The sequence below is a fragment of the Actinopolymorpha sp. B9G3 genome (assembly GCF_040120725.1).
GTDB lineage: Bacteria > Actinomycetota > Actinomycetes > Propionibacteriales > Actinopolymorphaceae > Thermasporomyces.
Map to the genome: position 1 here is coordinate 28,605 of NZ_JBEEAB010000003.1, position 12,170 is coordinate 40,774.

General features: G+C 68.2%; 10 protein-coding genes and 1 tRNA gene. 6 read left to right on the plus strand and 5 right to left on the minus strand.

Annotation, left to right across the window (positions count from 1 at the left end; all coding sequences use genetic code 11):
• Window positions 1-11: 11 nt before the first annotated feature.
• Window positions 12-1,160, minus strand: a complete 1,149-nt coding sequence (locus ABNF93_RS06320) for an adenosine deaminase (protein WP_349326688.1) — start codon at window positions 1,158-1,160, stop codon at window positions 12-14.
• A gap of 9 nt (window positions 1,161-1,169) precedes the next feature.
• Window positions 1,170-2,498, minus strand: coding sequence for a pyridoxal phosphate-dependent aminotransferase (locus tag ABNF93_RS06325; protein WP_349326689.1), 1,329 nt, complete (start codon window positions 2,496-2,498; stop codon window positions 1,170-1,172).
• Between the two features lie 369 nt (window positions 2,499-2,867).
• Between ABNF93_RS06325 and ABNF93_RS06330 the strand changes: the two genes are divergently transcribed.
• The 5 genes from ABNF93_RS06330 (at window position 2,868) to rplA (ending at window position 5,679) form a co-directional block, all read left to right on the plus strand.
• A tRNA-Trp gene (locus tag ABNF93_RS06330) sits at window positions 2,868-2,940 on the plus strand.
• Between the two features lie 160 nt (window positions 2,941-3,100).
• Entirely contained in the window at window positions 3,101-3,361 is a 261-nt protein-coding gene (gene secE, locus ABNF93_RS06335) for a preprotein translocase subunit SecE (RefSeq protein WP_349326690.1), read from the plus strand.
• 132 nt (window positions 3,362-3,493) lie between these two features.
• Window positions 3,494-4,384 (plus strand): transcription termination/antitermination protein NusG, encoded by an 891-nt coding sequence (nusG, locus tag ABNF93_RS06340; protein WP_349326691.1) that lies wholly within the window; start codon window positions 3,494-3,496, stop codon window positions 4,382-4,384.
• 64 nt (window positions 4,385-4,448) lie between these two features.
• Entirely contained in the window at window positions 4,449-4,880 is a 432-nt protein-coding gene (gene rplK, locus ABNF93_RS06345) for a 50S ribosomal protein L11 (RefSeq protein ID WP_349326693.1), read from the plus strand.
• 85 nt (window positions 4,881-4,965) lie between these two features.
• Window positions 4,966-5,679, plus strand: a complete 714-nt coding sequence (gene rplA, locus ABNF93_RS06350; protein ID WP_349326695.1) for a 50S ribosomal protein L1 — start codon at window positions 4,966-4,968, stop codon at window positions 5,677-5,679.
• 98 nt (window positions 5,680-5,777) lie between these two features.
• Here the strand turns inward: rplA and ABNF93_RS06355 are convergent, their stop codons facing one another.
• The 3 genes from ABNF93_RS06355 to ABNF93_RS06365 form a co-directional block, all read right to left on the minus strand.
• Window positions 5,778-7,457: a nucleic acid/nucleotide deaminase domain-containing protein gene (locus ABNF93_RS06355; protein WP_349326697.1), complete on the minus strand. Its 1,680-nt coding sequence runs from the start codon at window positions 7,455-7,457 to the stop codon at window positions 5,778-5,780.
• 293 nt (window positions 7,458-7,750) lie between these two features.
• Window positions 7,751-8,278 carry an SUKH-4 family immunity protein gene (locus ABNF93_RS06360; protein WP_349326698.1) on the minus strand — a complete coding sequence of 176 codons (528 nt, stop codon included), beginning with the start codon at window positions 8,276-8,278 and terminating at the stop codon, window positions 7,751-7,753.
• Between the two features lie 14 nt (window positions 8,279-8,292).
• Window positions 8,293-8,919: a hypothetical protein gene (locus ABNF93_RS06365; protein ID WP_349326699.1), complete on the minus strand. Its 627-nt coding sequence runs from the start codon at window positions 8,917-8,919 to the stop codon at window positions 8,293-8,295.
• 131 nt (window positions 8,920-9,050) lie between these two features.
• Between ABNF93_RS06365 and ABNF93_RS06370 the strand changes: the two genes are divergently transcribed.
• Window positions 9,051-12,158 carry an AfsR/SARP family transcriptional regulator gene (locus tag ABNF93_RS06370; protein ID WP_349326700.1) on the plus strand — a complete coding sequence of 1,036 codons (3,108 nt, stop codon included), beginning with the start codon at window positions 9,051-9,053 and terminating at the stop codon, window positions 12,156-12,158.
• Window positions 12,159-12,170: the final 12 nt, after the last annotated feature.

Here is a 12,170-nt window from a genome sequence, read left to right on the forward strand (position 1 = left end):
CGCCTCCGTGATCATGAAGAGGAACGGTGTCCTACGTCCCGGAACGTTTCATGATCACGATCATGATCACCGGATGGGGCATGCGGCGCCGGGGCTGAGCGGTGGGTGTCCGACTCGTCGGTGAGCCATGTGTCGACGCCGGCGAGCAGGCGGGCCCGCACCTCGGAGGGCGCGTACGACGAGAGCACCGACATCCGGGCCAGCTCGGCGAGTTCCGCGTCGGCAAATCCCAGCTCCCGGGCGAGCCGGTACTGCCCGGTCAGGCGTACGCCGAACAACAACGGATCGTCGGCCCCCAGCGCGATCTGGACACCCGACTCGTACAGCTTCCGCAGGGGGATCGCCGCCGGATCGGGATAGACGCCCAGGGCGACGTTGGACGCCGGGCAGACCTCGAGCGGCAACCCGGCTCCCGCCAGCCGCTCCACGAGGCGCGGATCCTCCGCCGACCGCACACCGTGCCCCACCCGCGTGGCGCCGAGCGCGTCGAGGCAGCCCAGCACGCTGTCGGGCCCGCACAGCTCGCCGCCGTGCGGCATGCTGCCGAGGCCTGCCCGGGCCGCGATCGCGAACGCCCGGGCGAACTCCTCCGGCCGGCCGCGGCGTTCGTCGTTCGACAGGCCGAAGCCGACGACGCCCCGCCCGGCGTACTGGACGGCCAACCGGGCGAGCGTCCGGGCGTCGAGCGGGTGCCGGGTCCGGTTGGCGGCGATCACGACCGCCACACCGACGCCCGTGCGCGCGGACGCGTCCTGCGCCGCGTCGAGCACGAGTTCCGTGAACGCCGTGATCCCGCCGAACCGCGCACCATAACCGGACGGGTCGACCTGGATCTCCAGCCAGCCCGAGCCCTCGGCCGCTTCGTCCTCGACGGTCTCGCGGACCAGCCGGCGTACGTCCGCCTCGCCGCGCAGCACCGACCGCGCCACGTCGTAGAGCCGCTGGAACCGGAACCAGCCCTTCTCGTCGGTCGCGAGCAGTTTCGGCGGCCAGTCCTTGCGCAGTGCGTCAGGCAGGCGTACGCCGTGCTGGTCGGCCAGCTCGACCAGCGTCTCGTGTCGCATCGAGCCGGTGAAGTGGAGGTGCAGGTGCGCCTTCGGCAGCGCGTCGAGCGGACGTGCCGCACCCCCATGGCTGGCCCGGTCCGCGTGCGCCGGCACCTCGCGCGCTCAGTTCTGTGCTTCGGCGAGCAGCTTCTGGATCCGCGTGACGCCCTCGTGCAGGTCGTCGTCGCCGAGGGCGTAGGAGAACCGCAGATAGCCCGGCGTACCGAAAGCCTCACCCGGCACGGCCGCGACCTCCACCTCGTCGAGGATCAGCTCGGCGAGCTCCGCCGACGTCGTGGGTCGCTTGCCGCGGATGAGTTTCCCGAGCGCGCCCTTCACGGACGGATAGGCGTAGAACGCGCCGAGGGGCGTGGGGCAGCTGAACCCCGGCACCTCCGACAGCAGCCGGACGATCGCCTTCCGCCGCCGGTCGAACGCCTCCCGCATCACAGCCGCCGCCGACAGGTCACCCGACACCGCCGCGAGCGCGGCCCGCTGGGCGACGTTGCTGACGTTGCCGGTCGTGTGGGACTGCAGGTTGACCGCGGCCTTCACGACGTCCGCCGGGCCGACCAGCCAGCCGACCCGCCACCCGGTCATGGCGTACGTTTTCGCGACGCCGTTGAGTACCAGGCACTGGTCGGCGATCTCGGGCACCTCGACCGGGAGCGAGGTGGCCTTCACACCGTCGTACGTCAGATGTTCGTAGATCTCGTCGGTGATCACCCAGATGCCGTGGTCGAGCGCCCAGCGGCCGATCTCGCGGAGCAGTTCGGCCGGGTAGACCGCACCGGTGGGGTTGGACGGCGAGCAGATCAGCAGGACCTTCGTCCGCGGTGTGCGCGCGGCCTCGAGCTGCTCGACGCTCACCAGATAGCCCTGCGACTCGTCGGTCAGCACCGGGACGGTCCGCGCGCCGGCGAGAGCGATCGGCTCGGGATAGGTCGTCCAGTACGGCGCGGGGAGCAGCACCTCGTCACCCGGGTCGAGCAGGACCGTGACCGCCGCGAACACCGCGTGCTTCCCGCCGTTGGTGATGAGGACCTGGTTGGCCTTCACGTCGTACGCCGAGTCGCGCAGGGTCTTGGCCGCGACTGCCTCGCGGAGCTCGGGCAGGCCGCCGGCAGGGGTGTAGCGGTGGTTGCGCGGGTCCCGGCAGGCCTCGACGGCGGCCTCGACGATGTAGTCGGGCGTCGGGAAGTCGGGTTCCCCAGCACCGAAGCCGATGACCGGCCGCCCCGCCGCCTTGAGCGCCTTCGACTTGCCGTCGACCACCAGCGTCGCCGACTCCGCGATCGCGGCGACGCGCGTGGAGATCCGCCCCTTGTCGACCTTCGTGGCACGGCCGTCGTGCGAGGTCTTCGCGGCCGTGGGGGAAGGGCTGGGGGTCGGGACGGCGCGGGAGGCTTCTGCGGCCACCTCGTCGTGGGTGCCGCGCTCGGGGCTGGTCATAAGCCTTATCGTGGCACTTCGGTCCAGTCTGGACCTCGTCTACCCCCGACCGGCGCGCGGGTCCCTGCGCTGCGCCTGCACCGAGCGCGGGCAAGTGGCCGCACCAGCAGGCGTGGGCAGGCGGGCCCCTGCGGGCGTGGGCAGGTGGGCGGCACGTCCGGGTCCGGGCGGTTCGGACGCTCCACTCGCGTGGACGGTGTTTCGCTCGAGATGACGGGTTTGCGGCGGCCTGGGCCTCGCGGGGCCGGCTCGACCGGGCGGACGCGGACCCCGTACACTCGTCCTTCTGGTGGTCCTAGGACCTCTCCGAAGTGTGCCCAACGCGAGCATCACAGCAGATGGTGCACGGACGGTTCGTACGACCTCCAAAGGGCAGTGGCTCAATTGGTAGAGCACCGGTCTCCAAAACCGGTGGTTGGGGGTTCGAGTCCCTCCTGCCCTGCCGGCCTCGGCCGTGACGGTCGGAGTCGCGCGTGTCGCTCGCGGCGGGTGATGCGCGAGGGACCGCACTAAGGGGGACACTCGTTCGTTCCTTCTATGTGCGGCCGCTGCGCCCAGGCGGAGCTTCCGGCTGGGCTCGAAGGAACCGGTGAGGACGAACAGTGACCGAGACGCGCGGGTCGACCGCGACCCCGGAACGTGCTCGCCCGGACAAGCGTGGCGAACACGGCGGGGGTCCCATCGCCCGTATCGGCCTCTTCTACCGGCAGGTCGTCGGTGAGCTACGCAAGGTCATCTGGCCGACGCGGGAGCAGCTCACGACCTACTGGCTGGTCGTCCTGGTCTTCGTCCTCGTCGTGATCGGGATCGTGTCGCTCCTCGACCTGGGGATCGGTTGGCTGACGTTCAAGATCTTCGGCTGACGAGGCACACCCACCCCACCTTCGAGCCAGCACTGCCGGGTTTCGACCACCACCGCCGTACGACCACAACCAAGCTCAAGGCAAGACCCAAGCTCACAGAAGACCCAAGCTCACAGAAGACGGAGTGCCAAAGTGTCCGACCTCGACGACGATAACCAGGGCCAAGAGAGTCCTGCGTCGGAGCAGGCGGCCGCCGCCGAGAACCCTCTGGGTGGCGCGCCTGTCGATGAGGCCTCCGCTGACGACGCCCGCGAGTTCGAGGCGGCCGGTACGGCGGGAAGCGCCGCCGGCGAAGGCGACGAGGCGAGCCTCGACACAGGTGCCGGCCTGGACGCGGCGGATGCCGCGGACAGTGCGGATGCCGCAGATACCGCCGACGCTATGGAAACCGCCGACGCTGCCGACGAAGAGGAAGAGAAGGAACCGACCGAGAGCAACGACGTTCTCGACGAGTTCCGCGCGGAGCTGCGTGCCAAGCCGGGTGACTGGTATGTGATCCATACCTATTCCGGCATGGAAAACCGGGTCAAGGGCAACCTCGAGAACCGCATCCAGTCCCTCAACATGGAGGACTACATCTTCGAGGTCGTCGTCCCGCAGGAGGAAGTGGCCGAGATCAAGAACGGCCAGCGCCGGATGGTCAGGCGTACCGTCCTCCCCGGCTACGTCCTCGTCCGGATGGACCTCACCGACGAGTCCTGGGCGGCCGTCCGCCACACCCCATCGGTGACCGGCTTCGTCGGCCACGCCCACCAGCCGGTGCCGCTCGGCCTCGAGGAGGTCGAGGGGATGCTGGCGCCGGTGGTCGTCGAGACCAAGGTGCCCGACAGCAAGAAGAAGAAGGCCGAGGTGCTCGACTTCGCCGTGGGCGACTCGGTCATGGTGGTCGACGGGCCGTTCGCCACCCTGCACGCCACCATCACCGAACTCAACCCCGATGCCCAGCGGGTCAAGGCCCTGGTCGAGATCTTCGGCCGCGAGACTCCGGTCGAGCTGTCGTTCAACCAGATCCAGAAGTCCTGATCCGTCGTACGGTCCACCACGGACAACGCAGCGACCACGTACTACCCACAGAGGATCCGACGAGATGCCCCCGAAGAAGAAGATCGCCTCCGTCCTCAAGCTCCAGCTGCAGGCCGGCTCCGCAACGCCCGCCCCACCGGTGGGTACGGTGCTCGGTCCAACCGGCATCAACATCATGGAGTTCACGAAGGCCTACAACGCCGCGACCGAGCAGATGCGCGGCAACGTCGTGCCGGCGGAGATCACGATCTATGAAGACCGGTCGTTCAGCTTCGTCACCAAGACCCCTCCGGCGACCGAACTGATCAAGAAGGCCGCCGGCCTCGACAAGGGATCATCGACGCCGCACACCGACAAGGTGGGGTCGATCTCGCGCGACCAGGTGCGCGAGATCGCCACGACGAAGATGCCCGACCTCAACGCCACCTCCATGGACGCGGCGATGAAGATCGTCGAAGGCACCGCACGTTCCATGGGCGTGACGGTCAACGACTGAGGCGGTTCCGGTGCCACACCCGTGGGAGGGCCACGCGCTGGCCCGCACCACAACTCCCATCACCTGACGGAATCTGAGGAGAATCATGAAGCGCGGCAAGACCTACCGATCGGCCGAGTCCAAGATCGACAAGGACGCGTTGTACGCACCCAGCGAGGCGGTGCGGCTGGCGAAGGAAGGCGCGGGGAAGAAGTTCGACGAGACCGTCGACGTCGCCGTGCGCCTGGGCGTCGACCCGCGCAAGGCCGACCAGATGGTGCGCGGGACGGTCAACCTTCCGCACGGTACCGGCAAGACCGCCCGCGTGCTCGTGTTCGCCGTCGGCCAGAAGGCCGAGGACGCGCTTGCGGCGGGCGCCGATCATGTCGGTTCCGACGACCTGATCGAACGCATCCAGGGTGGCTGGCTCGACTTCGACGCGGTTGTCGCGACGCCTGATCTGATGGGCCGGGTCGGTCGCCTCGGCCGGGTGCTCGGTCCCCGTGGCCTGATGCCGAACCCCAAGACCGGCACGGTGACCCCTGACGTCACCAAGGCCGTCACCGACATCAAGGGCGGCAAGATCGAGTTCCGTGTCGACCGGCACGCGAACCTGCACTTCATCATCGGCAAGGCGTCGTTCACCGAAAAGCAGCTCGGCGAGAACTACGACGCAGCGCTGGGCGAGGTGCTCCGGCTCAAGCCGTCGTCGTCGAAGGGTCGGTACGTTCGACGGATCGTCCTGTCGACGACGATGGGCCCGGGTATCCCCGTCGACCCCGCCAAGACCGTGGAGGACGCGGAGGCCGCGAACGCCTGATCGCGCGGTCTGTCTCGACGCCTCGCTACGAACGCCCTCCGCCGCGAATGCCCCCCGCGTGCCGGGGGGCGTTCGTGTATCCCGACCCGGGCCGCCTGTCATCGCCTCCTTGCAGTACGTACGAAGAGGAGGGCGAGCAGTAGTACGAACCCGAGGCCGACCGCGAGCGCGATGAACACGCCCGCAGGGAGCTGCGGAGGCGCGTCTCGATGTTGGTTCTCGTCAGTCGAGGAACCGGGCGATGTCTGCTGGAACACCGTCTGCCCGCCGACCAGCAGTCGCCGCGTGCTCTCGTCGAATGTCGGTTCGCTGGCTGCTTTCCGCATCGCTTGCGCGGTGTCTGGCCACCGCCTGCGGAACTCCACATCCCCGACGTTGCGGCTGGGCACGTTGGTCAGGTCCACGCCACCGAAGACGTACGCCTTCGTAGGAGCGCTTCCGCCGGGCCCCGGGATCGCGACCTGGAACTCTCCGTGCTCGTAGGAGTGGACATAGCGCCGGAAGGTGTCTTGCGGCGTCCAGTTCACGCGGAGCCTCCAGCGATCGATGCGCCCGGAGTCGATGAGGTTGTCGTAGGCGGTGCGTTGGTAGCCATGCCGGTCGCGGACCCACTCGGCGGCGACCCGGCTGAGGTAGACGCGACGAAGGGCGGCGTAGTCGGGCGCCGCGTTCACCGTCCGCTCCACGTGGGGGAGGACCATCCGGCGAAACAGCGCCTCGTTGTGGTCGGTGGCGGCCTGGGGCTGACCGGGGCAGGAGTCGTAGTGGCGGTTTCCGCGCTTCTTCAGGTACAGCGTTTCGGCCAGGACCTGTAACGGCGCATCCAGGATGTAGAGTTCGTCGCCGGTATCGCGGACCGTAGCCTGATCCGGGACGATCCACTGACGGATCGAGACGCACCTGTCCGGACCCTGGAGTTGTGCCCAGAATGCCTTGCCGAGCGGCCGTTTCGGATGGATCAACCCGGCGACGGTCTTCTTCAGCCGCAGGTCGGCTTCGAGCAGGACGCGGCCGGCGTTCGTGCGCCCGAAGTCCTTGTCGATGATCCGGTCCGGCTCGTTGGGGTTGAGGTTGACGGTGAACGTCTCCGGCCGCAACGCCAACCACACCATGAATGCATCCGACGCTTCGTCTGCATGGTGTACACCTTCCAAGGGACCACTCTTCCGAGCATCCTGTCCGGGAACGACGCTGAAGACATACATGACCCGGCCCTTGTCGCCGCCAGGTTGTTCGGAGAGGTATCGCAGTTCCAGTGTCGAGAAGTCCACTCCGCCCAGCGTGGGACTTGTGAATTCGTTGAACAGCTCTGTCAGCACCTCGGCGTAAGTCGCTCGCGAGGCCTGGTTGAACAACAAGCTGGCCGAGCCGAGCACCTTCGTGAAATATGCAGTGTCGTTGCGTAGGTTGCGTTCGGCCGCAGATCGTTCCTCCGCTGTTCCGTAACGATAACACGACGTCTTGGTCGCCCCGGCAAACTTGGATTGGACCCGCGGGCCGCAGTTGTGACCCGGAAGCGTGCAGAAGTCGAGCTCCGAGTGAATCCTGTTGACCGCCTGAGAATTTACTCCAAGATGGTCGAGCATCATTTCAATGAGCTCCTCGGCGTGCTTCCCGATCACCGACTGTCCATCAATGTCTGAGAGGTGTTTTTCTGACATCGGGTTGCCGCCACTGTCCTTGACCTGGATCAGGTTACCCACCTGGTTCCGGAACTCGAATATCGCCACCTTGGGACTGTTCTTGAAGCTTGACACGCTGGCGGTGGTTACGGTCACCCTTTCCCCATTGAAAATGCACTCGTAAATCGCGATGTTCCGCGCCTGGATCTGATATCGCACTCGGTACTGCGCGACTCGAAAGTCGAGATCACGGCTGGGTGCGGGCACGTTGCGGGTGGTGCCTCCAGATCGCGGGTCCGGCGTAAAGCGAGGGCCAGGCTCGGGATTGCTCGGGGCAGAGGAGTGCGCCGCCGCTGATGGGGGTGCCGCCAGTGCTGAGGTGATGCCTACGTCCAGGAGCGCTAACGCCAGGAGAAGGGCGAGCACTGTGCGAGGGGTCCGTATGGCCTTCACATGAACCCCTCGTCAGCCTGTTCGAGCACGAGACTCCACCAGCTTTCTGGATCGGTCAGCGCTATTGGGTCCGTGACGGTGAACAGCCGGCGCAGCTGACCGGTGAGTGCGCGTGCTTCCTGCTGGTTGTCGGCATCTCGGAGATCCGGCAGGTGGTCATCAAAGTGGGCCAGGAAAAGGAGAAATCGCGGCAGGTCGGAGTTCACAAAGCGCTGAGGTAACAGGCCTTCGGGGTGCACAGCCCATATCTGGTGAGTACCTGACTTGATTCCGAGGGTTGCCTCAGCCTCGTCTGCCAGGGCAGAGAATTCCGCCTCTCCAGCGGAGATCAGCTCTCCGAGTCGATCGTTGTCGCGGAACGTCACCAACGTCGGCGACCGCACGGGAAGGCCTACCTGAGCCAGGAAGAGGCGGACGTCCTCCGGCATGTTGTCGCGAAGGTGCTCGGTTGGAACGAGTGCCAGCCGGTCTCCCCACAGCCGCCGAACCTCGCCCAGCAGGCGGCACGCCGGAGTCCCGTCCATGGAATCCTCCGTCCTCATGACGTGAACTCCGACAGGGCGTCGTCGAGTTGGCGGGCGCTGGGTTCGGTATAGAGCTTCGTTTCGCCATCACCGACGAACAGCATGGCCGGACAGAGAGCCTGCTCGGCGTCGGCGAGCGCGGTCCTCCCCACCTGCTCACCGGTGCGGGCTTCGTAGACCGTGACGTCGTACGTCGCTTCGTACATCGGAATCTCGTCGGATGCACTGTCGAACCGGCAGGTCTCGACCTGCTCGCCCACGCCGGTCTGGTCGAGGCAGGCGATCAGCTCTGCGGTCTCATTCCGCGTCGGATTCAGGGTGGCCGGTACCCGTTGCCCCGGCACAGGACGGATCAGCAGGGATTCGTACTCCCCGCCGTACGCACCCTCCTTCTCCTTCCGGATCGCGATCCGTACCGGGGCTGGTCCGGAACCGTCATGGGGTGCGGCGGCAGGGAAGTACCCGCGCTCGGCACACGCCTCGGCGACGGTGGAGGTGTCAGGAAGTCCGTCCAGGGGGCGCGGTTTGGCCGACCAGGACCAGACCGCGTAACCGACTCCGCCAGCCACGACGACCAGAACGGCGAGGAGCACAACGACCAGCGCCCGCCCGGATTCCCTCGATCCGCCTACCTGGCTCATCCCGATGCTCCCCACTCCGTACGTGTGGTCGAGGATGGCCAGCGCACGCTTACACCTGGCTTACAGCAGGAAGGCCGACGCTCGGTTAAGGTGACGGGCTAGGTGATCTTGGTGTGGCGGGGGAGCGCGATGTGGGCAAGCCGGTGGTTCGGGTGGGGGCGCTCGGCGCGGTCGGAGTCTGGCGCGACGGCGACGCGTCGATGCTCTCCATGCCGGCCACCCAGCGCAGCCTGCTCGCCGCACTCGCGCTCAGCGAGCCATCAGTAGACGCCGACCGGCTCCTCGACCTGTTGTGGGAGGAGGACCCTCCCGCGAGCGGCCGCACCTGGGTGCACGTCGCGGTCAACCGGCTCCGCGCCTGGCTTCGTACGCACATGGGTGATGCCGTACGCATCGACCGCGATGCCGGCGGGTATCGACTCGCCATCCCGGGCGGCGAGTCCGACGCCCACCGGTTCACCGGCCTAGTCGCGACGGCCGCCGCCACGCACGATGCCGACGAGCGGTGCGCCCTTCTCACCAGCGCGCTGGCGTTGTGGCGCGGACCGGTCGCCGCCGACGTCCCGGATCCCGTACGCACCTGCGAGCGCGCCCAACGCCTGAACCGTGAACGCCTGGTCGCGGCCGAACAGCTGGCCGAGGCGGCACTCCGGTGCACCGGCGCGGACGACGCACTGCCACACCTGGCCACGTTGGTGGAGGAGCACCCGTTCCACGAGCGGCTGCACGCGCGCCACGCGCTGCTGCTTGCCAGCCGAGGTGAGCAGGCAGCGGCGTTCGACCTTCTGCATGGGCTGACGAGACGCCTCTCGGATGAGCTCGGCGTCGATCCTGGCGACGAGATACGCGAGGCGCATGAGCGTCTCCTGCACCAGTCCGTCGGCGGGCGCCGGCCGCCGCAGCGGAGGTCGTACGCCTCGACCTGGCGCGGCCCGCGCTGCCACCTTCACCGGCTCATCGGACGCGACCAGGACAAGCTCGCACTGCTGGGCCTCCTCGCCGGCCGGCGGCTGGTGACCGTCACCGGTGCCGGTGGCTGCGGCAAGACGACGCTGGCGCTGCGGGTGGCCGAGGACATGGCGCCGCGCTTCCCCGACGGTGTCGCGGTGGTGGCGCTTGCGGCTCTGGCGTCGGCGGAGGATGCGGTCGCGGCGCTCGGCGCGATGGTACGGATCAACAACCCGCACGGCGACGTCCTCAGTAGCGTCGAACGCCTGCTGGCCGGACGACGCATGCTGCTGGTCCTCGACAACTGCGAGCACCTCGCCGAGGAATGTGCGGTGCTGGTCCGGCGCCTGCTCGGCTCCTGCCCGGACCTGACCGTGCTGGTGACCTCCCGCCAACCGCTCGGTGTGGCTGAGGAAGCCGTCTGGCCGCTCGAGCCGCTCGCCGTGCCTGCTGCAGGAAGCCTGCCCGACCCGAAGACACCCGCGGTCTCCCTCTTTCTCGTCCGCGCGGAAGAGACCCTGCCGTCCCTCGCACTCACCGAGGACGAGGATCTGTCACACGTCGCGGCGATCTGCCGGCTCCTGGACGGGCTGCCACTCGCTGTCGAACTCGCCGCGGCCCAGCTGCGCGTGCTGGACGTCAACGAGCTGCACAAGCGGCTGAGGCACGGGATAGGGCTGTTGGAGCGGGCCAGCTCAGGCGGCGATCCACGGCACCGCACGCTCTCGGCGACAGTCGACTGGTCGTACGGCCTGCTGGGCGCGGACGAATGTCTCCTGCTTCGCCGGCTGTCCGGATTCGCCGGCGGGTTCCGGCTGGCCGATGCCGAACGGGTCTGCGGGTTCGCGCCACTGGACGAGGCGAAGGTGGCGCCTGTCCTTGCCAGGCTTGTCGAGCGTTCGCTGGTCCAGCCGCAGGGGCGCGGCGAGCAACGGCGTTTCCGGCTGTTGCAGGCGGTCAGCGTGTTCGCGGCGGAACGCCTCGCAGATGCGGGTGAGACGGTGGCCGTTGCCGATCGGCACCTGGCGCAGTGGCTCGACCGTGCATGCGGCCTCGACGGGTTGCTCCGGTACCGGGACCGGGTAGCAGCCGCGCGGGAGCTCGAGGCCGATGTTGTGAACCTCCGCAGTGCATTGGACCATGCGTACGCCCGCGGCCGTGTCACCGAGGCGGCGGAGCTCACCGCCCGCCTCTTCGAGTTCTGGTTGACGCACCGGGCGTACCTTCGCGAAGGGGAGCGTTGGCTCGATCGCGCGTTGGCCTGCGTCGACGTCGCGGCGGTCCACGAGGTGGCTGTCCTGCTGCGCTTCCATCAGGCTATGCTGCGCGCGATCCGCGGTGACTACCTGGGAAACCTCGCCCTGATGAGCGGTATCACCGACGACCTGGCTCGGTTTCGACCCCGCGAACACCTCGAGGCGCAGGCAAACCTCCTCACCATTCGTTGCTCCTTGCTGGATCCCGAGGCGCTGGCGGATGCCGCGCGTGCCGTTGATGACGTGCGAGCGAGTTCGTACCCGGCCGCCGGAACGGTCCTCACGGCCACCGCGTCCGTGTTCACGACCTGGGGTCGCTACGACGAAGCCGCCGACGCCTGTGAACGTTACAACCGCGCTCCGGCACTCGCCGGCCGTCCACCCTCGCCCGCCCAGGAGGCGGTGCAGATCGAGGTTGCGCTATGCCGCGGCGACCTCGCAAGGGCGCGTCACGCGACCCACGCACTCTCCGCGCGGTTGGCCGAGATCACCAATCCGGCCGAGCAGGAGCCGCCGCGCCGGGCGATCGCGCTCACCCACCTCGCCGCTGGTGAGTGCGAAGGGGCCAGGCGATTCCTCACCGAGGCGACGGACTTGATGCGTACTGCCTACCCAGGGCTCGGCGCGCGGCACGCTGCGTTGTGGATGCTGCTTGCCGAGGCGCACCGACGGGCCGGCGACCCGGCGGCCGGCCTGGCAGCCCTCGTCGACGGTCTGGATGCCAGCCTGGGACACTCCAACTTTCGCCACGCGCTGCCGGGCGTACTCCAGACGGCTTTGTTCGCCGCCGACCTCGGCGACTACGAGGCCAGCACGGTGCTGGCCGGCCAGTGGGACGCACTGCGGCGACAGCTGGGCCTGCCCCTCCCGATCGGCCTGGAGCAAGCGGCGACGCGGCTCGGACTCGACGCCGAGCCTCCAGGCCCGCCCGATCCGGCGTACCGCTGGACCGACGCCGCGTTCACCACACTCATCGCCGACGCCCACGCCTGGTGCACGAAAGCGATCCGCGGGGTGCCGCGCGGGGAACAGTGAGGGCGTCGGATG